Origin of the sequence: Campylobacter concisus, assembly GCF_003049085.1 — a bacterium.
GTDB lineage: Bacteria > Campylobacterota > Campylobacteria > Campylobacterales > Campylobacteraceae > Campylobacter_A > Campylobacter_A concisus_H.
Window position 1 is genome coordinate 1 of record NZ_PIQX01000009.1, and the last position, 25,166, is coordinate 25,166.

General features: G+C 39.2%; 21 protein-coding genes. 15 read left to right on the forward strand and 6 right to left on the reverse strand.

The annotated features are described in order from the left end of the window. Positions 1-588: 588 nt before the first annotated feature. The 4 genes from abc-f to galU form a co-directional block, all read right to left on the reverse strand. Complete coding sequence (abc-f, locus tag CVT13_RS09320) at positions 589-2,178, reverse strand: ribosomal protection-like ABC-F family protein (RefSeq protein ID WP_107812370.1); 1,590 nt, start codon at positions 2,176-2,178, stop codon at positions 589-591. Positions 2,179-2,239: 61 nt separating this feature from the next. Continuing rightward, positions 2,240-2,785, reverse strand: coding sequence for a DUF1287 domain-containing protein (locus CVT13_RS09325; RefSeq protein ID WP_107812371.1), 546 nt, complete (start codon positions 2,783-2,785; stop codon positions 2,240-2,242). A 3-nt stretch (positions 2,786-2,788) separates the two neighbouring features. Continuing rightward, positions 2,789-4,009, reverse strand: coding sequence for a glucose-6-phosphate isomerase (locus CVT13_RS09330; RefSeq protein ID WP_107812372.1), 1,221 nt, complete (start codon positions 4,007-4,009; stop codon positions 2,789-2,791). Next, complete coding sequence (gene galU, locus CVT13_RS09335; protein WP_107812373.1) at positions 4,006-4,827, reverse strand: UTP--glucose-1-phosphate uridylyltransferase GalU; 822 nt, start codon at positions 4,825-4,827, stop codon at positions 4,006-4,008. The genes CVT13_RS09330 and galU overlap by 4 nt, the downstream gene beginning before the upstream one ends. A 126-nt stretch (positions 4,828-4,953) precedes the next feature. On the opposite strand from galU, the gene CVT13_RS09340 reads away from it, so the two are divergent. The 6 genes from CVT13_RS09340 to CVT13_RS09370 all read left to right on the forward strand — a co-directional run bounded on the left by CVT13_RS09340 (position 4,954) and on the right by CVT13_RS09370 (position 11,276). Then, the gene (locus CVT13_RS09340) at positions 4,954-5,595 is read left to right on the forward strand and encodes an IMPACT family protein (RefSeq protein ID WP_107812374.1); all 642 of its coding nucleotides are present in this window, start codon (positions 4,954-4,956) and stop codon (positions 5,593-5,595) included. A gap of 40 nt (positions 5,596-5,635) precedes the next feature. Next, positions 5,636-6,451, forward strand: coding sequence for a prolipoprotein diacylglyceryl transferase (gene lgt, locus CVT13_RS09345; protein ID WP_107812375.1), 816 nt, complete (start codon positions 5,636-5,638; stop codon positions 6,449-6,451). A 119-nt stretch (positions 6,452-6,570) separates the two neighbouring features. Further along, positions 6,571-7,269, forward strand: a complete 699-nt coding sequence (locus CVT13_RS09350; RefSeq protein ID WP_107793485.1) for a fumarate reductase cytochrome b subunit — start codon at positions 6,571-6,573, stop codon at positions 7,267-7,269. 14 nt (positions 7,270-7,283) lie between these two features. Beyond that, positions 7,284-9,302, forward strand: coding sequence for a fumarate reductase flavoprotein subunit (locus tag CVT13_RS09355; RefSeq protein ID WP_107812376.1), 2,019 nt, complete (start codon positions 7,284-7,286; stop codon positions 9,300-9,302). Continuing rightward, positions 9,295-10,014, forward strand: a complete 720-nt coding sequence (locus CVT13_RS09360; RefSeq protein WP_021091811.1) for a fumarate reductase iron-sulfur subunit — start codon at positions 9,295-9,297, stop codon at positions 10,012-10,014. Before CVT13_RS09355 ends, CVT13_RS09360 begins: the two co-directional genes overlap by 8 nt. 362 nt (positions 10,015-10,376) lie before the next feature. Further along, complete coding sequence (locus tag CVT13_RS09370; RefSeq protein WP_107812378.1) at positions 10,377-11,276, forward strand: restriction endonuclease; 900 nt, start codon at positions 10,377-10,379, stop codon at positions 11,274-11,276. Positions 11,277-11,498: 222 nt separating this feature from the next. On the opposite strand, the gene CVT13_RS09375 is transcribed toward CVT13_RS09370, so the two are convergent. Next, positions 11,499-12,374: a pirin family protein gene (locus CVT13_RS09375; RefSeq protein ID WP_107812379.1), complete on the reverse strand. Its 876-nt coding sequence runs from the start codon at positions 12,372-12,374 to the stop codon at positions 11,499-11,501. Positions 12,375-12,604: 230 nt separating this feature from the next. Here CVT13_RS09375 and CVT13_RS09380 point away from each other — a divergent pair, with 230 nt between their 5' ends. The 7 genes from CVT13_RS09380 (at position 12,605) to CVT13_RS09410 (ending at position 21,953) form a co-directional block, all read left to right on the forward strand. Continuing rightward, a complete protein-coding gene (locus CVT13_RS09380; protein WP_107812380.1) occupies positions 12,605-13,336 on the forward strand; it encodes a phosphatidate cytidylyltransferase in 732 nt (243 codons plus the stop codon). Continuing rightward, entirely contained in the window at positions 13,318-14,427 is a 1,110-nt protein-coding gene (gene dxr, locus CVT13_RS09385; protein ID WP_107812381.1) for a 1-deoxy-D-xylulose-5-phosphate reductoisomerase, read from the forward strand. Before CVT13_RS09380 ends, dxr begins: the two co-directional genes overlap by 19 nt. After that, a complete protein-coding gene (locus tag CVT13_RS09390; protein WP_107710037.1) occupies positions 14,414-15,649 on the forward strand; it encodes a uracil-xanthine permease family protein in 1,236 nt (411 codons plus the stop codon). Before dxr ends, CVT13_RS09390 begins: the two co-directional genes overlap by 14 nt. Then, positions 15,649-16,941: a M99 family carboxypeptidase catalytic domain-containing protein gene (locus CVT13_RS09395; protein ID WP_107812382.1), complete on the forward strand. Its 1,293-nt coding sequence runs from the start codon at positions 15,649-15,651 to the stop codon at positions 16,939-16,941. The genes CVT13_RS09390 and CVT13_RS09395 overlap by 1 nt, the downstream gene beginning before the upstream one ends. Next, positions 16,938-17,945 (forward strand): tRNA (adenosine(37)-N6)-threonylcarbamoyltransferase complex transferase subunit TsaD, encoded by a 1,008-nt coding sequence (gene tsaD, locus CVT13_RS09400; RefSeq protein ID WP_107812383.1) that lies wholly within the window; start codon positions 16,938-16,940, stop codon positions 17,943-17,945. Before CVT13_RS09395 ends, tsaD begins: the two co-directional genes overlap by 4 nt. Positions 17,946-18,040: 95 nt before the next feature. Then, a complete protein-coding gene (locus tag CVT13_RS09405; RefSeq protein ID WP_107812384.1) occupies positions 18,041-20,128 on the forward strand; it encodes a dynamin family protein in 2,088 nt (695 codons plus the stop codon). After that, positions 20,121-21,953 carry a dynamin family protein gene (locus CVT13_RS09410; protein WP_107812385.1) on the forward strand — a complete coding sequence of 611 codons (1,833 nt, stop codon included), beginning with the start codon at positions 20,121-20,123 and terminating at the stop codon, positions 21,951-21,953. The genes CVT13_RS09405 and CVT13_RS09410 overlap by 8 nt, the downstream gene beginning before the upstream one ends. A 49-nt stretch (positions 21,954-22,002) precedes the next feature. Here CVT13_RS09410 and CVT13_RS09415 read toward each other — a convergent pair whose 3' ends face one another. Next, the gene (locus CVT13_RS09415) at positions 22,003-24,456 is read right to left on the reverse strand and encodes a molybdopterin-dependent oxidoreductase (RefSeq protein WP_107812386.1); all 2,454 of its coding nucleotides are present in this window, start codon (positions 24,454-24,456) and stop codon (positions 22,003-22,005) included. 161 nt (positions 24,457-24,617) lie between these two features. On the opposite strand from CVT13_RS09415, the gene CVT13_RS09420 reads away from it, so the two are divergent. Both CVT13_RS09420 and CVT13_RS09425 read left to right on the forward strand, forming a co-directional pair. Then, positions 24,618-24,911 (forward strand): putative quinol monooxygenase, encoded by a 294-nt coding sequence (locus CVT13_RS09420; RefSeq protein WP_107812387.1) that lies wholly within the window; start codon positions 24,618-24,620, stop codon positions 24,909-24,911. 32 nt (positions 24,912-24,943) lie between these two features. Continuing rightward, positions 24,944-25,165 (forward strand): hypothetical protein, encoded by a 222-nt coding sequence (locus CVT13_RS09425; RefSeq protein ID WP_021091847.1) that lies wholly within the window; start codon positions 24,944-24,946, stop codon positions 25,163-25,165. Position 25,166 lies beyond the last annotated feature (1 nt).

The following is a 25,166-nucleotide window of genomic DNA, read 5'->3' on the forward strand; positions in this document are numbered from 1 at the left end:
TTTGTCCTTCAGGCATATCTAGGCGGTAAAACCAAATTTTACTTGTCGGCTCGCTAGCGTTAAAAAACAAAATATTTGTCGTAATTGACGTATATGGCGCAAAGACTGAATGCGGCAAACGTACGATCTGTCCTTTATACACATCTGACGCCGCCGCCGCAACGCAGGGTGTCAAACTCGGTGATTGCCGTAGCTCTGAAAAAAAAACATAAAATAAATATTAAATCACACTTTTTATATCCAAAAATATAAAAAATAAAGTTAAATTTTATTTCTAATATTAATTTAGAAAGTAAAAACTAAGTAAATATCACCATATTGCAAAGTAAATTTATTAAATTTTTAAATAGAGCCCTTAAACTAAGCATCATAAAAATATTATTTAATAAATTTTATTTTATAAATCTTACTAATGCTTTATAAAATTCTTATTAATTTTCTTTCTTATTTATAAAGTCTTTTTATTGGATTTTAATAATTTTTATAAGCTATTTTTAATTTATATGGTTAGATTAATACTTACAAGAAATTGTAGTAAATATAAATTTTAATCTTGCCCCTACAATCAGGAGCAAGAAATAATAAATTTTAGCTCTCAAGCCCTAAATTTGCTCTATACTCTTCGTATGTACCTTTAAAATCAACCACTTCGCCATTGCCTTTTAGGTGTAAAATTCTATTTGCAAAGGCGTCTATAAGCTCCCTGTCGTGGCTCACGCAGATGACTGAGCCGTTAAAGTTATAAAACGCTTCGCCAAGCGCGATGATAGCTTCAAGATCGAGGTGGTTGTTTGGCTCGTCCATGACAAGTAAATTTGGTCTATGAAGCATGAGCTGAGCTAGTCTCACGCGGTGTTTTTCGCCACCGCTTAGCGCGCCCACTGCCTTTTCTTGCTCGGCACCACTAAAGAGCATCCTGCCGAGGCACTTTCTGATCTCGTCTATGTCCTTGTTTTTAGCATCTTGCAAGTACTCATAAAGCTTTAGCTCGCCATCTATCTTATTTACCGTATCTTGCGCAAAATATCCTAGCTCGATGGTTGCGCCTATATGTACCTCGCCCGCATCAGGCTTTAGCTCGCCCATTATGATCTTGCAAAGCGTACTTTTACCAACACCGTTATGGCCGATGATGGCTAGCTTGTCGCCCTTTTCAAGCTTAAAGTTAAAATTTTCAAATATCGCCTTATCATCAAATTTCTTACTTACATTTTTAAGCTCTATTAGCTCGTTTCCTATCTCACGGTTTGCACGAAATAATATGCTTGGATCACGTCTGCTTGAAACTGCGATCTCTGCGATATCGAGCTTTTCAAGCTGCTTTGCACGAGAGGTCGCCTGCTTTGCCTTACTCGCATTTGCTGAAAATCTCGCGATAAATTTCTCCAGCTCCTCTTTCTCTTTTAGTTTCTTATCGCGTTCCATCTCATGCTGCTTTGCGATCAAATTTGCAGCCATATACCAGTCGTCGTAGTTGCCTGAAAACTCGCGAATTTTCTTAAAATCCACATCCAAAATGTTTGTGCAAACTCTATTTAAAAAGTGTCTGTCGTGGCTGATAACCACAAGCGTGCCCTCGTGGCGGTTTAGCTCGTTTTCTAGCCATGCGATCGAGTCTATATCAAGGTTGTTTGTTGGCTCGTCTAAGAACAAGATGTCTGGCTTTGGAAATAGTACTTGAGCTAGCAAAACTTTAACTTTATCTGAGTTTTCGACCTCGCTCATTAGCTTATCAAATTCATTTAACCCAAGCGAGCTTAAAATTTTTTCTATCCTAGTCTCGTACTCGTAGCTTGGATCCTCCTCGGCGCTTATCATCTCAAGCTCGCTTAAGCGCTCATTTATCTCATCTGTAAATTCCTCGCTCATATAGAGCTTTTCTTTCTCTTTTACAGCGTCATATAGGCGTTTGTTGCCATAAAGTACCGCGTCTTTTAGAGTGAAATTTTCAAACGCAAACTGATCTTGTCCAAGCACGCCAACCTTTAGTCCATTTTCTATGATGATCTCGCCGCTAGTTGGCTCGATGGCTCCGCTTAAAATTTTTAAAAATGTCGATTTGCCAGCGCCATTTGCACCGATTAGTCCGTATCTGTTGTGGCGATTTAGCTTTAAATTTACATCCTCAAATAGCAAACTGCTTGCAAATCTTTGAGTAAGTCCCCTAACTTCTAACATTATTTTTCCTTGAATTTATTTTTTGAGATTTTGCCTAAAATTTGATTAAAAAGCCATTTTGCTACTTTAGCCTAAAATGACCTGTAATTTTGTAGCTATAAAGTATGTTTTCTTCTTGTACGCCAGAGCCGATATTGTGGATGACAAGCGGTGTTTGGCCTTCAAATTTATCTGAGATCACGCCGATGTGAGGCAGATTTCTTGGTAGCATCCATGTGACGATATCCCCTGGCAGAAATTTATCATCACTCACCTCAAAACCTTTCCTTTTTAGATAGGTAGCGATGTTTAAAACACGCCTGTGATCGATGTTTTTATCAGCCTTTTTAAGGCCCCATTTTTTAGGATAGCTTGCGAAATTTCTACTCATATCTTCAAAAATGAGCCTTTGCAGATCCATATCCTGATGACGTAGCGCCCTTACCACAACGTCGGTGCAAACGCCCTTTTTGATATCCACGTCGCCCATAGGATAGGCGAGCCTTTCGTAGCTTGGATCGTAACTTAGCGTCACGCCGATCTGCGACCTAGCATCATTTACAAATTTACTCGTCGAAAAGGCAAAAATTTGTGTGGCAAAAAGAGCCAAAAGCAGAAATTTCTTCATTTCTTACTTTAAAAGCATGGTTTTTAGGATACGTTTTCCTATCTCAACGCCCGGCTGATCATAGGTGTTGATGCCTAGCATGATGCCAGTGGCCGAGGTGAGCAACTCGTAGTAGAAAATGAGCCAGCCAGCATGAAACTCATCAAGCCTCTCAAGCGTGATAGTATCGACACTTATGCCCTCTTGCACCAGCGCCATAGCTGTCGCGTCGCACTGCAAATTTATAAGCTCATTTAGGCTTAGACCTGCCACAAAATTGCACTCTTCAAGCCCTTTTAGGCTCAAATTTGGGATAGCCTTGTCGCTCGCGTGATCTTTTATCTTTATAAATGTCACACTCTTATCTTTTACACCGTCCATGATAAGCTGCAAAAAGCTGTGCTGATCGCGACTACCGACAAGTCCAACTGGCGTAAGGCCAACCCTTTTATAGCCTCTTTTTTTACCAAGGCTCTCCGCCCAAAGCTGCACGTACCAGTCGTTAAATTCAAAAAATCTATCGCAATAGCTAAATATGACATTTATGCTCGCATTTCTGCTAGTGGCGTAGTGGTAAGCTTTAGCGACTATTGAACTATCCTTTTGCTCGATGTATTGCTTCTTGCAAGCAAGCGCGCCATCCAAAAGTGCCTTTATATCGTAGCCACAGATACCAAGAGGCACAAGACCTATCGCACTTAGCACGCTAAATCTCCCTCCAACATTTTTTGGGATATTAAAAAATTTAATGCCATTTTCTTTGGCAAAATTTTCTAAATTTGTCCCAGGATCAGTGATGATGAGGAAATTTTTGCCTAAATTTTGAGGCTTAAAGTCATCAAGCAGGCACTTAAAAATAGTGATCGTCTCGATCGTATTGCCTGATTTTGAGCTTATTATAAAAAGCGTTTCGTCAAAATTTAGCCCATCAAGCGTGCTTTTGTAGCTGCAAGGATCAACGTTATCTAAAAATAAAAGCTCTCTTTTTATCCCCTTTGTGCCATCAAGCATCAATTTTAGCGCCTTTACGCCAAGACTGCTGCCGCCAATGCCAACAAGTACTACATTTTTGATATGAGCTAGCCCCTTTTCATACTCCTCGATCTCGCCTAGTAAATTTTGCCCAAGCACTGGCAGGTGGTAGTAGCCTATCTCGCCGCTTTCGTACTCGTCATTTATGCGTTTGGCGTATGAGTCGATGACATCGCTACTTGCAAAGTTAAATTTAAATGAAGTCTCTATCATTTACTGCACTCGTAAAAGAAATTTGTAGCCTCGACGAACCCATCGATACTGCCGCAGTCAAACCTCTTACCCTTAAATTTATAAGCCAGCACCATGCCATCTTTTGCCTGCATTTTTAGCGCGTCTGTAATCTGAATTTCGCCGTTTTTGCCTGGTTTTGTTCGCTCTAAGATATTAAAAATATCTGGCGTTAGGATGTAGCGCCCGATTATCGCTAAATTTGTCGGAGCCTCGGCAGGATCAGGCTTTTCAACCATATCATCAACCATTATAAGATCATCTTCTATAAACCTGCCGCTTACGACGCCATAAGACTTAGTCTGCTCTTTTGGCACCTCCATCACTGCAACGACGCTGCAGCGATATTTCTCATAAATTTTAACCATCTGTGAAAGCACACCCTCGCCGTTTTCATTTATACATAGATCATCTGCCAAAATGACCCCAAATGCCTCGTCACGAACTAGAGTTTTGCCCGTATAAATGGCATGTCCAAGCCCTTTCATAGCATTTTGCCTAGTAAATGAAAATGTGCATGAACTCATTAAATTTCTAACTTCGCTTAGCAGTGACTCTTTTGAGCTACCAGCGATCTCTTTTTCCAGCTCATAGCTTATATCAAAATAGTCCTCAAGCGCCCTTTTTCCGCGTCCTGTGACAAAGGCCATATTATCCATGCCAGCCTCAAGTGCCTCATCAACGCCGTAGTGAATGAGCGGTTTTGTAAGGATTGGCAACATCTCTTTTGGGAGCGATTTTGTAGCTGGTAAAAACCTCGTTCCGTATCCAGCCGCTGGAAATAGGCAAGTTTGTATCATTTTAGTCCTTCATGAAAAATTGCAAAATTCTACTATCTTTTCCTTAATAATATAAATTTGTCTGAATTTACAAGGCTTTAATTAGCAAATTGATAAGATTTTTAAAATTTTAAAAAAAGAGCAAATTTGCAGACGATTGATAGGATTTTTAAAGCACAGCTTGATATAAAAAAGTCAAATTTTTTAGCATTTTTATGCCCGATAAGCGAATTTAAAAGCTTACATGAACGCCTAAAAGAGGAGCATTTTAAGGCCGTTCACGTAGTTTGGGCAACAAGGGAGTTAAACAAATACGGACAAATAGTCGAAAATCAAAGCGACGATGGCGAGCCAAAGGGCACTAGCGGTCAGCCAAGCCTAAATGCACTAAGGGGCGCTGATCTTATAAATGTTGGCGTCTTGATAGTCAGGTATTTTGGCGGGATAAAGCTTGGCACTGGAGGGCTTGTAAGAGCCTACTCTGGGGCTGTAAATGAGGTGATAAATGAAGCGATAAAAGATGATGGCGTGATGAAATTTGAGATAAAAGATGAGATCAAATTTTTTACGCCGTTTTCGCTGATGAGCCGCTTTGAGCACTATTTTTCTACTAAAAATTTAAGCGAGTTTGAAAGAGAATTTAATGACTCTGGAGCGATCTGGAGCGTAAATTTAAACGAGGCTGAGTTTGCCGAGCTATTTAAATTTTGCAAAGAATTTGAAGCAAGCGAGTTTAAATTTTTAGCCCTTGCGCTTAGTAGCAAGAGCTTATTCGCTCATCAAAGCTAAATCATTGTAAAATCGCAAAAATTTTAAAAAGAAAGTAAAAATGGAAATTTGGAACGACATTTATAACCACTTTAATCCAGTAGCCTTTAGTATCTTTGGCTTTAGCGTGCACTGGTATGGGCTTATGTATATTTTAGCCCTTGTTTTAGCACTTGCCATGGCAAAATATCTCGTTAAAAAAGATAAAATCCCAATCTCAAATCAGCTTTTGGATAACTACTTTTTCTGGGTTGAAATAGGCATTATTTTAGGTGCTAGGCTTGGCTGGGTTTTAGTCTATTCAGGCGAAGTAAGCTACTACTTGACACAACCTTGGCAAATTTTTAATCCATTTCATAACGGCGAATTTATAGGAATTCGTGGCATGAGTTACCACGGAGCAGTAGTTGGCTTTTTGCTTGCGACATATCTATTTTGCAAAAGGTATAAACAAAATTTATGGCAGCTACTTGATCTTTGTGCCGTTTGCATACCTTTTGGCTATACATTTGGCAGGGTCGGAAATTTCTTAAATCAAGAGCTTTTTGGACGCGTCACAGACGTGCCTTGGGCGATAAATGTTTTTGGGCAATCAAGACATCCTAGTCAGCTTTATGAGGCATTCTTAGAAGGTTTAGTTATTTTTATTATTTTATTTTTATATAGAAAATTTAAGAAATTTAATGGCGAGCTGATAGCGCTTTATGCTATTTTATACACTTTTGCAAGATTTATTTGTGAATTTTTTAGAGAGCCTGATTCAGGGCTTGGATTTATTATTTTTAATCTTTCAATGGGTCAAATATTATCACTTATCATGTGTGGTTTTGGAATTTTTATTTATGCCATGCTTTATAAAAAATTTTCAAAGCTCTAATATAAGTGTTTAAAAAATATTAAAGTAAAAATCTGCTAGCATTAGCTTTATCAATTAATACTAATATTTAAATTAGTATTAAGAAATGATAATTTATTTCAAATTTCTTAGGAGGGCTCATGACCGGGCTTATAGAAGGTTTTTTGGGAAAACGGTCGGACGACAAAAAAAGTCGCACTCCAGCCGCTTGGGATAGATGGCAAAGTATTACAGGGTTTATTTTGGCCTGTTTTATTTTATGTCATATGGTTTTTACTTCTACTATACTACTTGGCAAAGACGCATTTAACGCTGTCGTAGGGTTTGCGGAGGCTAAATTTTTATTTGGAGAAACTACTTGGTGGATCACTAACGTTATTGCCGCGGTAATATTCGCCATTTTTATCGCTCATGCATTTTTAGCTATGAGAAAATTTCCAGCAAACTATAGACAATATCTAATGTTTAGAGGCCACAAAGACCGCATGAAGCACCTTGATACTACGCTCTGGTGGTTTCAGTTTTTAACCGGTTTTGCTCTATTTTTCGCAGCCAGCGCACACCTAGTGGATATAGTCTTTGGCGGACATATTACTGCCGACAAATCAGCGGCTGCATTTCATCAACTAGAATTTTTTTACTTCGCGCTACTTGTTTTCATGGTCGTTCACGCTAGTATCGGTATGTACCGCTTGTATGTCAAATGGATAAGCATTGATGGTGCAAATAAGCACGAAATGTTTGCCAAAAGAAATAAGGCAAAAACAATTGTATTTGCCGTTTATGGCATACTTGCTATAATTGCGCTAATCGCCGATTTCGTGTGGATCAGCCATTAAAAAGGAGCTAGAAGATGAATGTAAAATATTATGATGCATTAGTTATCGGAGGCGGTCTAGCTGGTCTTAGAGCTGCTGTGGCTGCTGGAGAAAAGGGCTTAAGCACCGTCGTTTTAAGTCTCATACCTGTAAAGCGCTCACACTCTGCGGCTGCGCAAGGCGGCATGCAAGCCTCTTTGGGAAATTCAAAAATGAGCGAAGGCGACAACGAGGACGTACACTTTGCCGACACGGTAAAAGGTAGCGACTGGGGCTGCGATCAGCAGGTAGCGCGTATGTTTTGTCAAACCGCGCCTAAGGCGATCCGCGAGCTAGCTGCTTGGGGCGTGCCTTGGACTCGTATAACAAAAGGCGAGAGAAGCGCTATCATCAACGCTCAAAAAACGACTATCGTAGAAAAAGAAGAGGTTCACGGGCTCATCCACTCTCGCGACTTTGGCGGAACTAAAAAATGGAGAACATGCTTTACGGCCGACGCTACCGGACACACTATGCTTTTTGCCGTAGCGAACGAAGCTCTAAAGCACAACGTCGAAATCCACGATAGAAAAGAAGCTATCGCGCTAATCCACGCAAATAACCGCTGTTACGGTGCGATCGTTCGTGATCTAGTTAACGGCGAGATCACGGCATACGTCGCAAAAGGTACGCTAATCGCTACGGGCGGCTACGGTAGGGTTTATAAACACACTACAAACGCCGTAGTTTGCGAAGGTATCGGCGCGGCCATCGCACTTGAGACCGGCGTAGCTCAGCTAGGAAATATGGAAGCTGTTCAGTTTCACCCGACTCCGATCGTTCCATCAGGCATTCTTTTAACAGAAGGTTGCCGCGGCGACGGCGGAATTTTACGCGACGTGGACGGATACCGCTTTATGCCCGACTACGAGCCTGAGAAAAAAGAATTAGCTAGCCGCGACGTCGTAAGTCGCCGCATCATGGAGCATATCCGCGCAGGCAAGGGCGTACCTAGCCCATACGGATATCACGTTTGGCTTGATATCTCGATCTTAGGACGCGAGCATATAGAGAAAAATTTACGCGACGTTCAAGAAATTTGCGAAATCTTTAACGGTATCGATCCTGCCGACACCGAAGTGTATACCGACGAAAACGGTCGCCAACGCGGTAAAGGCTGGGCGCCGATCCTGCCTATGCAGCACTACTCTATGGGCGGCATAAAAACTAAGTCTACAGGCGAGAGCCCGACGCTAGCGGGTCTATTTAGCGCTGGCGAGGCTGCGTGCTGGGATATGCACGGATTTAACCGCCTAGGTGGCAACTCCGTTTCGGAAACGGTGGTAGCTGGCATGATCGTTGGGGACTATTTTGCCGACTACTGCGGCAGCCATGAGATCGATATAAATACCGCAGATATCGAAAAATTCGTTAAAAAAGAGGAAGACTATCTAAAAAGCCTAGTAGAAAAAGAGGGCAAATTTAACGTATTTGAGATCAAAAACAAGATGAAAGACATTATGTGGGAGCACGTGGCGATCTTTAGAACCGGCGAAGGTCTAGCCGTAGCGGTAAAAGAGCTAGAAGAGCTTTATAAACAATCTTTGGACGTCAAAGTCACCAACAAGGCGCTATTTGGCAACCCTGAGCTTGAGGAAGCCTACCGCGTACCAAAGATGCTAAAACTAGCCCTTTGTATCGCAAAAGGCGCGCTTGATCGCACCGAGAGCCGCGGAGCGCACTGCCGCGAGGACTATCCGAAACGCGACGACCTAAACTGGCTAAACAGAACTCTAACTAGCTGGAAAGAAGGCGATACGCTACCGACTATCGTATATGAGCCACTTGATATTATGAAAATGGAAATGCCACCAGCATTTAGAGGCTATGGTGCGAAAGGTAATATTATTGAGCATCCAGATAGTGCCATCCGCCAAAAAGAGGTTGATGAAATTCGTGAGAAAATGCAAGCTGAAGGTAAGAGCAGACAAGAAATTCAAGAGGCTTTAATGCACTATGATCTTCAACCAAAATATAAAGCACCAAACGAAAGAGCAGGAATAGGATATGAGTAGAAAAATAACCATAAAAGCATTTAAATATAATCCGTTAAGCAAAATTTCAAAGCCGCATTTTGCGACATACGAGCTAGAAGAGACTGATGGCATGACATTATTTATCGCGTTAAATATGATTCGCGAGAAATTTGACCCAGATCTTAGCTTTGACTTTGTTTGTCGTGCTGGAATTTGTGGAAGTTGTGGCATGCTTGTAAATGGTAAGCCAAGATTAGCTTGTAGAACTCTTACTAAGGATTTTGAAAGCGGAGTAATTGAGCTTATGCCTTTGCCAGTATTTAAGTTACTAAAAGACTTAAGCGTAGACACGGGTAACTGGATGAATGCGATGAGTAGGCGTGTGGAGAGCTGGATACACACCGACCACGAGACCGATATCTCTAAGCTTGAGGAAAAAGTCGAGCCTGAAGTAGCTCAAGAGGTATTTGAGCTTGATCGCTGCATCGAGTGCGGTATCTGCGTGGCTGCGTGTGGTACTGCTATCATGAGGCCTGATTTCATCGGTGCGGTCGGACTTAACCGCGTAGCTAGGTTTAAAATCGACGCGCTTGATAAACGAACCGATGAGGACTTTTACGAGCTTATCGGCGACGATGACGGCGTATTTGGCTGTATGACTTTGCTAGGCTGTGAAGACAACTGCCCTAAACACTTACCACTTCAAAGCCGCATAGCTTATATGCGTAGAAAAATGGCTGCTATAAAGTAGCAAAGGGGCTGTAAAAGCCCCAAATTTACTTCTAAATTTGTTAAAAAAGACTGCAAATAGATGCCAAAAGGCATAAAAAGATATCAATAGATAAAAATAAGAAAAATAAAAATATCAAAAATGGGATTGATAAGAGTGCGCCCATTATATAACCAAGTGGAAATGCGATAAATATAAAGACGATTCCAACACCAGAAATAAAACAAAAAATTAGTGCAAATATCGTAGCAAAGGTATTTACAAATAAGCTAATATTTTCTAAAAGAAAATTTGTTAGGCCAAGACTTCTCATGCTTTGATTATAGCTTTTAAGCCAAAAAATTTATATAATTTCAAAAATTTGCTTCATTTAAGGATATAAAATGTTACCAAGTTATAAAGATATGATGCTGCCTATTTTAGAATTTGTTGCGCAAAAGAAAGAAGCAAATAGAGCTGAAATTTCTAAATTTATAATTGAGTATTTTAAGTTAAAAGACGAAGATATTTTACAAAAAATAAAAAGTGGAACTTTTACATATATAAGCAGGACGGGCTGGGCCTTATCCTATCTGGCTACAACAGCTCAAGTAAAATCAAGGCCAGAAAAAGTGCTGCTTCAAAAAGTTGGTAGAAGCCTATTTGCCATAACAAATTTTGGCAAAAAGCTAGTAAGTAGCAAGGACAAAAAGAGCAAATTTCTCACTTGGTACGATGAAATTTACAAACAAGAGATAAGGCAAGAGAAAAAAGAAGCCACGGAAAATACCCCAGATGACAATATAGATGAAGCGCTTTGCAAAATCAAAGAGGAGCTAAAAAGTGAAATTTTATCTAGCATTTTAGAAAAAGAGCCAAGATTTTTTGAATACCTTGTAACAAAGCTACTTGAAAAGATGAATTATGGAGCTGGAAATCTCACAAACAAAGGCCCAGATGGCGGGATAGATGGCATCATAGACGAAGATGAACTTGGGCTTTCTAAAATTTATATCCAAGCAAAAAGATACAAAGACGGCAGTAATATCCGTAGGCCAGAAATTCAGCAGTTTATCGGCGCTATTTCAAATAAAAATACTAAAAAAGGCGTCTTTATCACTACGGCAAAATTTACCAAAGAAGCTGAAAATTTCGCCAAAGATAATCAAAATTTTAGTGTGGTTTTGATAGATGGCGACAGACTAGCCGAGCTAATGATAAAATACAAAGTCGGCGTTCAAACAAGCCAAATATATGAAATTTGCAAAATCGATACCGACTTTTTTGAGGAAAATAATTTTTAAGGCGTTGATTTGAAATTATCTTTTGCTATTTAAATTTTAAAACAAAACAGTAAAAGCAAGCTTTGTGGCATTATTAAATTTATACAAAAACGCTTTAATTTTTAAGATTTTACTTTTGTAAAGCTTAGCAAGACTCTATCTTACAAAGCTTTACAGATAAACCAAGACTAAAATAACAAAATTTCTAAAATACGCACATGGCCTTAACCACGTGCGTTTTATTTAGTTTTCCACCGGTATCTGCCCAAATTCTCCTCTGCGATAATCATCAATTGCTTGATTAACCTCCTCTTTTGTATTCATCACAAACGGTCCATATCCTACTACTGGCTCATCTATCGGCTCACCTGAGAGAAGTAGTATCTTTGCCTCACCACCCATAGCTTTTATGATTACTGCACCGCTAGCGTTTTCAAACCTTACTAGTTGTGTTTCACTTGCTTTTTGTGAGTTATTTATTATCACATTGCCACGCAAGATGACCAAGCTTAGATTGTGGCTTGCTGGTAAGTCTAGCGTTATCTTACCATCTTCTTTTATGCTTATATCCCAGACATTTAGTGGCGTAAATGTGCTTGCAGCACCCCTTGTGTTCTCATACTCACCAGCTATTATCCTAGCTTCACCGTCTCCCATACTAACCACTGGGATACGCTCTTTTGGTAGGTGCTGATACTTAGGCTGCGTATTTTTATGTGCTTTTGGTAAATTTACCCAAAGCTGCACCATCTCAAAAAGCCCACCTTTTTGACTAAATTCTTTTGAGTGAAATTCTTGATGAGTTACTCCTGCACCAGCTGTCATCCACTGCACGTCACCTTGCTTTATGACGCCACCACCACCTGTTGAGTCTCTATGCTCAACCTCACCAGCATAAGCGATAGTTACTGTCTCAAAACCTTTGTGCGGATGCTCGCCAACGCCACGAGGTTGTCCATTGTTTGGCTCAAAATACTGCGGTGCTGCATAATCAAGCATCAAAAAAGGATTCGTTCCTTTATCAACTTCATCCATATGTGTAAAAAGCGGATATGCTAAAAATCCATCACCCACCCAGTGCGAGCTTTTTGGATTGTAAACCTTGCTAACATTTCTCATGTTTTCTCCTTATTTTTTATTTTCGTGCGGAGATTATAAAAAGGTGCCATTAACATATAATTTAATTTCAATAAATACTTATTAAGTTTCTTAAATAAATCTTAGACCAATAAACAAAAAAGCAAATTTCACACATCTGCAGAAATTAATTATTAAAATTTTATCACCTAAACGCCGTCTAAAATTTAAGTGTTATAATTACAGTGAAATAACGATTTTAAGGAGAGGATATGCAATCTCGCATAATCACTGGCGTTTTGATGTTTGTTGCTATTTTGGTAGTTTTTTTTATTGATAATTATATTTTAAATTTTATCTTGCTCGGCGCTGTGCTTTATTTTGCATTTAATGAGTCGCTCAAACTTTATAATATCGATCACAAACAGCTAGTTTTTGCCGCACTTGCTTTTTACGTGCTTACATATTTTACAAATCCAATATTCATAGCGATCCTTGCTATCATGCTGGTTGCTTCGATCCTAGCTCACATAAAAAGTGAAAATTTAAAACTAGTCGCACCTTTTGTCTATCCAACCACGCCGATCTTTATGATATGGATGCTTTACTCAGAGTATGGCGTAGGCTATCTTGTATGGCTTATTTTAAGCGTAGTTGCAAGCGATAGTGGTGCATTTTTTGTTGGTAAAATGTTTGGCAAACATCCATTTAGCCCAAGCTCACCAAACAAAACAATAGAGGGTGCAGCAGGCGGTGTGGCGATAGGCACTGTGATTGGCTGCATTGTTGGAAATTTTGTAACTGAAGGATTTTTCCAAATTTTATTCTCAAGCTTTTTAGTCTGCGTCTTTGCAGTTTGGGGAGATCTGTTTGAGAGCTACCTAAAAAGACTTTGCGGCATCAAAGATAGTGGTTCACTCTTCCCAGGACACGGAGGCATGCTTGATAGGATAGATGGTTATTTATTTGGCGTAGTCGCCCTACTTTGGTCGCTCTCGTGGTAATACTTGGCTCAACTGGCTCAATCGGCAAAAACGCCCTTAATCTTTGCGAAAAATTTGGCGTAGAGGTTGAGGCGTTAAGCTGCGCTAAAAATGTAGATTTACTAAATGAGCAAATTTTAAAATTTAAACCAAAATTTGTCTGCGTAGGCGATGAAAAGCTAGCTAAAAACGTAAAAAATATAGAAACTAAAAATATCTTTTTTGGCGAGGCTGGACTGCTACAAATGCTAGAAATTTCAAGCTCAAAAAAGGTAATAAACGCCCTTGTTGGCTTTGCTGGCCTTGCTCCTAGTTTAAAGACGCAAACTCTTGGCAAAAGGCTTGCCCTTGCAAACAAAGAGAGTCTTGTTGTTGGCGGCAAATTTCTAAAGACTAGAGAAATTTTGCCGATTGATAGCGAGCATTTTGGGCTTAAATTTCTACTTGAAAACAAAACTGCACCAAAAAGACTCATCATCACAGCAAGTGGCGGCGCATTTTATAAAAAGCCGATCAAATTTCTAAAAGACGCCACGCCAAGTGATGCGCTAAAGCATCCAAACTGGGATATGGGCGCAAAGATAACGATTGATAGTGCGACGATGGCAAATAAGCTTTTTGAGGTGATGGAGGCTTACTGGCTTTATGGCATCAAAGAGATCGAAGCTGTGATAGAGCCAACTTCTGCGATACATGCCGTAGTTGAATTTATAGATGGCTCAAGCACGATGCACCTCTCGCGACCTGACATGAAGCTAGCTATCGCTCATGCTATGTTTGAAAGTATCAATGAAAATATCGTTTCACATGCAAATTTACTTGATCTAAAAAATATAAAATTTCATAAAATTAGCCTTAAAAAATATCCCATTTTTTCGCTAAAAGATAAAGTCCTGGCAAACCCTGATCTAGGTGTAGTGATAAATGCTGCAAATGAGGTTGGAGTATTTAGTTTTTTAGAGAAAAAATGCTCGTTTTTGGATATCTCAAGGCTCGTTTTAAGCTCTGTTAAAAATTTTAGAAATATTAAAATTTCAAATATTGATGAAATTTTTGAAGCTGATAAAGAAGTTAGAAATTACGCAAAAAGGATGTTAAATGCAAAGGTATGAGGGTTATAAATTTGATCCCAAGCAAAGCTTAATCGGCGTTCAGTTTTTATTTGTCGCCTTTGGTGCACTGGTATTAGTGCCGATACTTACAGGACTAGATGCAAATGTAGCTCTCTTTACAGCCGGTCTTGGCACGCTACTTTTTCAGCTAGTCACTAGAAAAAATGTTCCGCCTATTTTTTTAGCAAGCTCCTTTGCTTTTATCGCGCCACTTCAGTACGGTATCGAAAAATGGGGCATAGCCGTGACGATGGGAGGCGTTATATTTGCTGGATTTTTCTATGTTGCTTTAAGTCTTGTGGTCCGATTTGGCGGAGAGAAAATTTTGCATAAAATTTTGCCTCCAGTTGTCGTTGGACCTGTCATCATGACAATAGGCCTTATCCTTGCTCCAAATGCCGTCAAAATGGCAACATCAGCTACTGAAATTTATACCCAAAACGAGGCGATGATCGTCGCTGGCATTTCGCTAGTGGCTACTATTTTAGTGATGATGCTTGGGCGTGGCATGTTTAGGCTTATACCTATTTTGCTTGGTATTATCACCGGATACATCGTAGCTTACTGCTTTGGCATGGTTGATTTTACCCCTATCTTTAATGCACCTTGGTTTAGAATGCCAAATTTCACTACACCAAAATTTGAGTTTGAAGCAATCATTTATATGATACCTATCGCTATTGCTCCAGCAATCGAGCATATCGGAGATATGCTTGCTATCTCAAATGTTACAAAAGAAGATTTTCTAAAAAATCCAGGCCTTAAAAATACGCTCCTTGGAGATGGTCTTGCCACTTCGCTTGCTGCTTTTTTTGGTGGTCCGCCAAACACCACCTACTCAGAGGTCACAGGCGCAGTTAGCCTTACAAAAGCTTATAATCCAGCGATTATGACCTTTGCGGCTATCACTGCCATTGTGCTAGCCTTTGTTGGCAAGCTAGGAGCGGTGCTCTCAACTATCCCAGCCCCAGTCATAGGCGGTATCATGCTGCTACTTTTTGGCATCATCGCAAGCGTTGGCATGGAGACGCTTATAAAAAATAAAGTCGATCTTGCAGACCCTAGAAACATGATAATCGTAGCCCTCATCTTCATCTTTGCCATCGGCGGCATGGTGCTTGACCTTGGAGCGGTTAAATTTTCAGGTATAGGGCTTGGTGCGGTTACTGGTATAGTTTTAAATTTGCTTTTACCAAAGACAAAGCATTATGAAGGATATTAATGCGTAAATTTTTACTTTTTTTACTAACCTTTACCACTGCTAGTTTAGCCAATACTTTAGACTATGCGCTTATCAAAAAAGGTGAGCCAAGCGAGAACACGATGTTGTTAATCGGCGGTATTCAAGGCGATGAGCCGGGTGGATTTTTGGCAGCCTCTATCGTGGCAACTGACTATAACATCACAAAAGGCTCGCTTTGGGTCGTGCCAAATTTAAATTTCCCAAGCATAATCGAGCGAAGTCGTGGCACAAAAGGAGATATGAATAGAAAATTTGCCCATGTTGATAAAAACGATCCAGACTATAACTCAGTGATGAAGATAAAAGACGTCATCACTGATAAAAACGTTACGCTCATCTTAAATTTACACGATGGAAGCGGATATTACAGAGATAAATTTATAAACAAAGATGAAAATCCAGATAAATGGGGCAATACTTGCATCATTGATCAAAGCACGCTTCCTGGCTCAAAATATCCAGAGCTTGAAAGTATCGCTTCAAGCGTGAAAGACGTGCTAAATAAACATCTAATGGATCAAAAGCACCAGTATCACATCAAAAACACGCACACCGCAATGGGCGATAAAGAGATGCTAAAAAGCCTAACTTACTATGCTATCACGCAAAATAAATCAGCCTTTGCAAACGAAGCTAGTAAAAATTTAAATGCCGAGCAAAGGACTTATTACCATCTAATCGCCATTGAAGAATATATGAAAAAGGCTGGCATCAGCTTTACTAGGCCGTTTAACCTTGATGTTAAAAGCGTAAAAAAAGCAATCGAAAAAGAGATTAGACTTGAACTTGAAAATTCATACGCGATAAGCCTTAAAAATCTAAAGCCTTTAATAAATTTTGTCCCACTTAAAAAAGGTGAGTTAAACTATAGCTCACCAAATCCACTAATAGCTGTGATAAAAGAAAATGGTAGCTTCAAAGTGCAGTATGGCAACCGCTTTGTTACTAGATTAAAACCACAATATTTTGAGTTTACAAAGCCACTTGAGGAAATTTCGCTAATAAGTGACGGCAGCGAGCTTACATTAAAAAGTGGTGATAAATTTAGCGTAAAAAAGAGCTTTAAAATAAAATCACTCAAAAACGTGCGCGTAAATGTCATAGGATATGGCACAAAAAGCATAGATGAGAGCGAACAAGAAGTGACTAAAAATAGCCTAAACAAAAGCTACAGCATCGATAAAGATGGCAAAATTTATAGAGTCGAGTTTTATAAAAACGAAGATGGCAAAGAGAAATTTGCTGGCATGATCTTAGCGGAGTTTAGATGATACTTGGCATCGAAAGTAGCTGTGACGATAGCTCGGTCGCACTCATAGATGAACACACTTTAGAGAAGATTTATTATAAAAAAATTTCTCAAGAAGAGGAGCACGCTATCTTTGGTGGCGTGGTTCCTGAGCTTGCAGCTAGACTTCATACAAAGGCACTGCCAGCACTTTTAGAGAATATCTTGCCAAATTTTAAAGATATAAAAGCAATCGCTGTGACAAATGAGCCAGGGTTAAGTGTGAGCCTAATAGGTGGCGTCAGCATGGCAAAAGCGCTAAGCGTGGCTCTTAATATCCCGCTAATTGCCGTAAATCACCTAGTTGGTCACATCTACTCACTATTTTTAGATCGCGAAGCCACCTTTCCACTTGGCGTCCTGCTAGTTAGTGGCGGGCATACGATGATCTTAGAAGTAAGCGAAAATGATGAAATTTTGGAGCTTGCAAGCACTGGCGATGATAGCTTTGGTGAGAGCTTTGACAAGGTTGCTAAAATGCTTGATCTTGGCTATCCAGGCGGTGCCGTAGTTCAGCAAAATGCCCTACTTTGCAAAGACAAAGAGAGGTTTCATTTTACCATTCCACTTCTTCACGATAAACGCCTTGAATATAGTTTTTCAGGGCTTAAAAACCAAGTCAGAGTCGAAATTTCAAAGCTAGAAAGTATCACACAAAAGGATATCGCTGACATCTGCTACGCATTTGAAAATACTGCCTGTGAGCACATTTTAAACAAGCTTGAAAAGGTCTTTTGGTTAAGAAAATTTAAGCGTTTTGGCGTAGTTGGCGGTGCAAGTGCAAATCTAAATTTACGAAAAAGGCTTGAGGTGCTTTGTCAAAAAAACGAGTGCGAGCTTTTGCTAGCTCCACTTGAGTTTTGCTCTGATAACGCCTTAATGATAGCAAGAGCGGGACGTGAGAAGTACCTAAAAGGCGAGTTTGTAAGCCATAGCGAGCTAAATATAAATCCAAGAGTTAGCTTTAAAAAGCTTGAGTTAAATTAAACTTTTTAAAAAACATAAATTTTGCGCCTAAATCTTGATAGCTTCGTAAGTAAAAACGTAATAAAATCTAAAAAATTTTAAAAAAAGAATCTTTAATGGACGAGTTTTTAAATCACGCTTGGCATTTAAATAAAATTTATGCCAATACCGATGCGAGCGTGCCTTTTTACCCAGATCTACTGGCGCTTCTTTTATCTTGTGATGAGAAAAATTTAGATGAGTTTATGGCTCTTGCCGAGTTTAGAACTATCTTAAAAAAGCTAGGCGTAGGACTTGATATCTTTAGCATACAAAGTGCCCAGCTAGCCACGCTAAAAGCACTAAATGAGGCAAAAATTTCAAGCGATGAATTCGTAACCCGCTTACAAAAACTATGCGATGAAAAGATAATTAGCCATGAAAAATTTGATTTTTTAATAAAATTTATAAGCAAAAACTCAAATCAAAATAAGGCTGAAATTTCTAATACAAAACCAAAAGATCACTTTCACAAGAGCTTGGATTTTCTAAACGAGATAAATGAAAAAGCAAGTATGCTTGATGAAGATAAAGAATCTTTACTAGCTTTAAAAAGCGCTAAAAAAAGATCAAACGAAACGCTTTTTAATATCGCAGTAAGCGGTATCATAAACTCTGGCAAATCAACGCTTTTAAATGCGCTTTTAAATAAATCCATCCTTGGCACTTCAAATGTGCCTGAGACCATAAATTTAACCATCTTAAAGCATGCATCAAATAGCTATGCAAAGGTAAATTTTTATAGCCCAGACGAGCTAGAAAAGCTTGGACTTTCAAGCGAAAATTTACCAGCTAGTAGCGTAGAGATCAGCCTAGATGAGATCAAAAACTATACATCTTCAAGCTCAAAAACAGCAAATCTCGTAAAAAGCGTTGAGCTTTATGATGATTTGGAGCTTTTAAGAGATAATGTCTGCATTATAGACACTCCGGGCATAGATGATGCGATCGTTTTAAGAGAGCAAATAACTACAAATTTTATGAAAGAGTGCGACCTTTTAGCCCACCTCATGAACGCCTCACAAAGCGCAACGCAAAAAGATGCACTATTTTTGAAAAAATGCCTCGAAAACTCGCACATTGTAAGAGTTGCTATTGTGCTAACTCACGCTGATGAGTTAGACGCAAAGGATATTAACGAAACGCTTAACTACGTAAAAAAGGCGATAGGCGAGCAGATAAATGATATCAAGATAGATTATTTTGCCCTTAGCGCGAAAGCTTATCTTGATGGCGCTTTAAATAGTGGCGTGCCGGAGTTTAAAGAGTATCTTTACGATGTACTTTTTGGCAAAGACTCTAAAAAATCAGCTCTCATTTTAAGCTCATATCAAAAAGAATTGCAAAATATTTTAAAAACAAAACTCGAAGCCACAAAGGCTGAAATTTTAGAGCTTAAAGCATTTGGTTTAGAGCTAGAAGCTTTGCAAAACGAGCAAGCAAATATCAAAAATTCTCTTAATGAAAATTTCACAAAACTTGAAAGGCTTTTAGAAAGCGAGCTAAAAAAACTCGATGATAAAAATGCAAAAGATATCTATAAAATGGGGCTTGAAGCATTACTTCAAAATCTAAACGAAAAGATTAAGAGTGAGATCGCTTACTGCAAAAATAAAAGAGAAAATTTAAACCTAAAACGTCTTACACAAATAGCAAAAACTACACTTTGTGACGGAGTTGCGGCACTTATGAGAGAGGCTAGAAATGAGACTTTGGTGCAGACAAAGTCGTGCGAGCAAAATATCGCTTTAAGCTTTGATAGCTTTAAGGTGAGTGAAAATAAAATTTTTAGTATAAATGACTTTTTAAAGCAAATGGGCGTGGAGCTTGATTTTAGCGAGCTTTTAGATGAGCTTGAAGCTAAAATTTTAAATAAAAGTGAGCCAGATGAGGCACTTTTAAGTTTAAGACAAAATTTACTTAACAATAAAAGCATATCGCAGTTTTGTGAGACGCTAGCAGAACATGAAAAAAAGCTACTAAAAGAGCGAGTAAAGGCTTATGAAATGAGCCAAAAAGAGGCTTTAAATCAAAGACTTTTAGTGCTCAATGAAAAACTTAATGAGCTAAATTTACAAAATCAAAGCTCAATTTCAAAGCTTAAACAAAAGACTTCCTTGCAAGATGAAATTTACTCACTTTTAGAGGATATGAAAAATGTTTAATGAGTTTATAAATGCCTACAAAGCGAGATATTTTAAGGTCTTTACAAATGATTTTAAGGGCGAGCTAGCTAGGCTTGTAAATGATCTAAACGATCCTAGCTTGCATATAAGCGAGCAGATAAAAGAGAGCTTAAATTTACTAATAGACACTCTAAATGAACCGCCGCTAATAGCTGTTATCGGTCAATTTTCAAGTGGGAAATCAACGTTTTTAAACGCACTTCTTGGTCAAGATATCTTGCCATCAGGACTAACTCCAGTCACCGCAAAGGCTGTGAGGCTAAAATTTGCAAAGATGCCACTTCTAAGCGTGAAATTTATAAACGGCAGCGAAAGCCTACTAGCAAGTAGCGATCTGGCCGAGCTAAATAAGCTAGGCGAGCAAGTTTCTAGCATGACGCTTTATGCGCCAAGTGAAATTTTAAAAGAGATAAATTTCATCGACACTCCTGGCCTAAACTCGCTAAGAGATGCTGACACAAAAGAGACAAAAAATACGCTAAAAAAGGTTAGTGGTGCGATATGGCTAAGCCTTGCAAACAATGCTGCAAAGGCTAGCGAGCTTGAAAGTATCAAAGAAATTTTAAAAGCAAATGATCTAAAAGCGATCTGCCTAATCAACCAAAAAGACAAGCTAAGTGAGGAGGAGCTTGAAAGTTTGCTAAAGCACGCTAGGCAAACTTATGGCGAGCTTTTTGAGGACATCATCGCTATCTCATCAAAGCAAGCACTCCTTGGCATTACAAATAATGACAAAAGCCCACTTGAAGCTTCAAATTTTAACGAAGCTCTAAAGGCTATTAAAGAATACTTTTTAGACAAGAGCTTTAAAGAAAATTTCATAAAAGCAAGGGCAAAAAAGATCGTAAAACTCCTAACTAACGAGCAAGAAAAACATCTAGAAATTTATGATAATGCGCGGTTTATTTTAGATGAATTTAGTGGCTCGCTAGATGAGAGGCTAGAGGCGATAAAAGAGGAGTTTAAACCAAAGATCGCTTTAAGATATAGTCAAATGAGTGAAGTCATAAAACTTGCCGCCGATGAGGTATTTAAGCTACTTAAGTCTTTTTCAAAGACAAAATTTAATGCTTCAAAGACGCTTTTAAACAAAGAAATTTATAAGCGTGAAAATTTTGAGGTAATAAGCCTTGATAGCGACGAAGTCTTTTCAAAACTTATCTACGAAGATGTAGTTTTTAATAAATTTTTTAAACGCTACAAAAAAGATGTAAAAGAGCTAGAAAATGCGATAACTTCAGCGTTTAATGAGCTTTATAAAAATTTAGAGGATAAATTTTTAATATATAAATCTCGCTATGAAAATTACGCTAGCTTTGATGATCAAGTCTTGGCTTACGAAACAAAATCCATAAATACCTATGCCGGACGGACATATGAAAATTTTTTAAGAGAGTATGAAACGGCTAAATTTAAGGCCACACAAAAGGTCTCTTTGTTTTTTGAAAAGCTTGATATAAAGCTAGCCTCAAACTATGAAAACGCGCTCAAACTCGCGGTTTATTTTATAAAACAAAAGATAGAAAAGACGCTAGAATCGCATCTGCAGATGAATACTCCACTTTATATTCCAAGCGCAAAAGATGTCTATGAGCGCATGCTTGATGCGTTTAGTCTTTATGAGTTTGAAGCTTTAATGTGCTCAAACAGCTCGTTTTTAAATAAAATTTTGCTTGATATAAAGAGCGATTTTAATGAAATTTATACTTTAAAAATAGCAATGCTTGATGGCTTAAAAGAAAGAGTCAAAGAGCAAATCTCAAAGATCGAAGAGCTTTGTGAAAATTCATTGTTATTAAGATAAATAAAAATTTTTAAAGCTTAAAGCTATCCATTCAAGGATAGCTTTAATTTTATGCGTGCATTACGCCGATCTTTGGTGCGTCAAATGCTGTCACGCGCTTTGGCACGCCTTTAAATTTCTCGACATTCACAAGGCTTGTGTGAGCGGTGTTGCTCTGGCTCATCTTGCTTGATGGTACATCTTTTGTTAGCACGTTTAAGTTTCCGTGCAAGCAAAGGCTCTTTTCGCCCGGTTTTTCAGGGTCGTACCAAGCGCCCTCGCTTACTATTACGACATTTTGTGGCACGTCCTCAGTCACAAAGGCACCGCACAAAATTTCGCCTCTATCATTAAACACTCGCACCACGTCGCCCATCTTTATCCCTCTAGACTCGGCTGTTTTTGGATTTATAAGCACTGGCTCGCGCTCTGCGATCTCGTTAAAGTTGCGAAGCACGGAGTTATTTAGCTGTGAGTGAAGCCTAAATTTAGAGTGCGCGCCGCTAATTGCGATAGGGTATTTTTTATTTTTTGCACCCAGCCACTCAAATGGCTCAAGCCAAGCTGCATGCGGTGGGCAGTCATCATAGCCAAAGCTAGCGACCGTTTCAGAGTAAATTTCTATCTTGCCAGATGGCGTTTTTAGCGGATTTGCCACTGGATCGTCGCGGAATTTCTTGTAGTTTGTAAAGTAGCGTTTTTTCTCATCGATCTTGTCAAATCTAAAATATCCCTTCTGCCAAAATTCCTCAAAGCTAGGCATGCTCTCATACCCAAGCTCGGTAGCCTTTTTAACGGCATCTTCATATATTGTCTTGACCCACTCTAGCTCGCTTTTACCCTCGCTAAATGCCTCTTCTCTGCCCCACTCTTTGGCGATCAGTCTTGCGATCTCGAAGTCACTTTTACTCTCGCCAAATGGCTTAACTAGTGGCTTCATCGCAAATAGATACTCGCTCGTTGAATTTGCCATTTCGATATCCGTTCTCTCATATTCAAGCGCAGCTGGCAAGACGATGTCGCTAAATTTAGCTGTACTTGTCCAAAACGGCTCGCAAGTGATGATGGCATTAACGTTTCGCATAGCTTTTATCGCTCTATTTGCGTCAGGATGCCTTGTGAAAGTCGAGCCGTTGGCGTTAAACATCACTCTGATCTTTGGTAGCTTGTAGCTCTTGCCATTTCTTGTTATCTCTTTGCCTGGCTTAAGAAGTGCGTCTATTAGCCTTGAGTTTGGCATTTCGTAGCCCTTTGTCTTTGGTACCAGCCCGCTATCAATAAATTTTTGAGGTACCTTCGTCTCAAAAGCTGCTAGTTTAGGCGCTACAAAGGTCTCGTCAGCGTTTTTGTGCATGCCGTCATTTGTGACAAAGCCACAACCCTCTTTGCCGATGTGTCCAAGCATCGCATTTAGCGTTACTAGCGCCCAGTAGGCCATCTCGCCGTGATCTTGCCTTTGTATGGCGTAGCCACTAACTATGACTGAGTCGTTTTTAGCTAGATCCTCGCTAAATTTCGCAAGATCTTGCTCGCTCACACCACAAATTTTGCTTGCCCAAGCTAGGTTTTTATTAACTCCGTCTTTTGTGCCAAGCATGTACTCTTTAAATTTATCAAAGCCAACGGTGTATTTTTCTATAAATTCTTTGCTGTAAAGCCCTTTTTCATAAAGGTAGTTACACATACCTATCATCATCGCCGTATCGGTGCAAGGCACGACTTCAAGGTATTTTGAGTTAAAGTATTTTGCGCTATCGTTGTGATAAACGTCAACGCTATAAATTTTCATCTCGCCGCTTTCGCCTTTTTTTCTGATCTCGTCATAGTATTTATATGAGTTGTGAAGTGGCACGCCAATGGCGATTTTATTTGAAACAACTGGATTTGTACCCCAAAATACGATCGTTTTGGCATTTTTTAAGATCGCCTCCCACTTTGTTGGCGCTAGCGCAGGATCGACGAAGCCAGTGACGTGAGGCATGATGACAGTCGCTGCGCCGTATGAGTAGCCACCTAGCTCATTTACATAGCCACCAAGCACGTTAAGTAGCCTTTTTGCGGTCTTTTGGCTGTGGCCAACTTTGCCAAGGCTACCCCACTGATAAACCTGTCCGTAGATCGCTTCAGCGCCGTATTTATCAAAATTTTCTTTTAAAATTTTTGCACTTAGCTTTATAGCCTCGTCCCAGCTCACACGCACAAATTCCTCTTTGCCGCGAAGCTCTGGTTTTGGGTTGTTTGGATTGGCTAAAAAGCTCTTTCTAACAAATGGATATTTTACTCTGCTCTCGTTTTGGATGTAGTCAATGACTGCGTTATTTAGCTCGTTTGGATAAGCATCGCCCTCAAATGGCACCGTCTCGACCACGCGTCCTGCGATAGTTTTTACATAAAATGGGCCAAATTTATTTGCGCTTAGTCCGCTTTGTTTGTCAAATAACGCTTGCTCTGCGCTTCCAAGCTCTTTTGCTTGAAGGCTAGCCGCGCCTAATGCGCTTAATCTTAAAAAGTCTCGTCTTTTCATTTTCTCTCCGATTTTGGTTAAATTTATTGTTTTTGGTTGGTTTTAGAAATTATAAATTTAGGGTTTTGTATCATTTCATCGTTTAAAGGCCTTGTAATGTAATACGCAAACTTGCGTCTAAATTGCGCTATTTTAGCCAAAAATTTTTAAAGGATGGGCAGATGATTGGATTTTATGTAAATGTAAAGTTAAAAGCTGGGAGTGAAGCGAAATTTGAAGAAATTTTAAAAGAGATCGTGCCAGCTTCAAGAAAAGATAAAGGCTGCATAAGCTACGAGTGCGGCATAGTTGCGGGCGGTAAAAACGAATACTGTTTTATGGAAATTTGGGAAGATCTTGCAAGCCAAAAAGAGCATATGAAAAGCGCTCATATGGTGAAAAACGCAGCTGCGCTGGAGGCTTGCAAAGAGGGCCAAGAGGTAAAAATAGTAAATTTTGTGAGCGTAAAGGAATAATATTTGCTTTAAAAAGGGCAAAATCCACAAAAATGAGCGAAGAAAAAATGCTTGAGATGATAAATGCGACTGCTGATATTATATTTATGGCCGTACTTAGGGGGCGAGTGAGCTTTGAGGCTTGCAAAAAAGATAGAGAATTTATTGACTCTTTAAGAGAAGAGCTACTTGGCAAAAATCCAAATAAATTTAAAATCGCCCAAAACTCATACCAAATGATCGCCATTTTTGAAAAATACCGCAATAAAAAATAAT

What these genes read in the sequence shown, in the direction of transcription:
- CVT13_RS09395 (WP_107812382.1), top strand. Translation starts at nt 15,649, where the DNA reads ATGCGTAAATTTTTACTTTTTTTACTAACCTTTACCACTGCTAGTTTA.
- CVT13_RS09380 (WP_107812380.1), top strand. Translation starts at nt 12,605, where the DNA reads ATGCAATCTCGCATAATCACTGGCGTTTTGATGTTTGTTGCTATTTTG.
- CVT13_RS09350 (WP_107793485.1), top strand. Translation starts at nt 6,571, where the DNA reads ATGACCGGGCTTATAGAAGGTTTTTTGGGAAAACGGTCGGACGACAAA.
- abc-f (WP_107812370.1), bottom strand. Translation starts at nt 2,178, where the DNA reads ATGTTAGAAGTTAGGGGACTTACTCAAAGATTTGCAAGCAGTTTGCTA.
- CVT13_RS09355 (WP_107812376.1), top strand. Translation starts at nt 7,284, where the DNA reads ATGAATGTAAAATATTATGATGCATTAGTTATCGGAGGCGGTCTAGCT.
- CVT13_RS09375 (WP_107812379.1), bottom strand. Translation starts at nt 12,374, where the DNA reads ATGAGAAATGTTAGCAAGGTTTACAATCCAAAAAGCTCGCACTGGGTG.
- CVT13_RS09360 (WP_021091811.1), top strand. Translation starts at nt 9,295, where the DNA reads ATGAGTAGAAAAATAACCATAAAAGCATTTAAATATAATCCGTTAAGC.
- CVT13_RS09370 (WP_107812378.1), top strand. Translation starts at nt 10,377, where the DNA reads ATGTTACCAAGTTATAAAGATATGATGCTGCCTATTTTAGAATTTGTT.
- CVT13_RS09410 (WP_107812385.1), top strand. Translation starts at nt 20,121, where the DNA reads ATGTTTAATGAGTTTATAAATGCCTACAAAGCGAGATATTTTAAGGTC.
- CVT13_RS09405 (WP_107812384.1), top strand. Translation starts at nt 18,041, where the DNA reads ATGGACGAGTTTTTAAATCACGCTTGGCATTTAAATAAAATTTATGCC.
- galU (WP_107812373.1), bottom strand. Translation starts at nt 4,827, where the DNA reads ATGATACAAACTTGCCTATTTCCAGCGGCTGGATACGGAACGAGGTTT.
- CVT13_RS09330 (WP_107812372.1), bottom strand. Translation starts at nt 4,009, where the DNA reads ATGATAGAGACTTCATTTAAATTTAACTTTGCAAGTAGCGATGTCATC.
- CVT13_RS09425 (WP_021091847.1), top strand. Translation starts at nt 24,944, where the DNA reads ATGAGCGAAGAAAAAATGCTTGAGATGATAAATGCGACTGCTGATATT.
- CVT13_RS09325 (WP_107812371.1), bottom strand. Translation starts at nt 2,785, where the DNA reads ATGAAGAAATTTCTGCTTTTGGCTCTTTTTGCCACACAAATTTTTGCC.
- CVT13_RS09420 (WP_107812387.1), top strand. Translation starts at nt 24,618, where the DNA reads ATGATTGGATTTTATGTAAATGTAAAGTTAAAAGCTGGGAGTGAAGCG.
- lgt (WP_107812375.1), top strand. Translation starts at nt 5,636, where the DNA reads ATGGAAATTTGGAACGACATTTATAACCACTTTAATCCAGTAGCCTTT.
- CVT13_RS09415 (WP_107812386.1), bottom strand. Translation starts at nt 24,456, where the DNA reads ATGAAAAGACGAGACTTTTTAAGATTAAGCGCATTAGGCGCGGCTAGC.
- CVT13_RS09390 (WP_107710037.1), top strand. Translation starts at nt 14,414, where the DNA reads ATGCAAAGGTATGAGGGTTATAAATTTGATCCCAAGCAAAGCTTAATC.
- tsaD (WP_107812383.1), top strand. Translation starts at nt 16,938, where the DNA reads ATGATACTTGGCATCGAAAGTAGCTGTGACGATAGCTCGGTCGCACTC.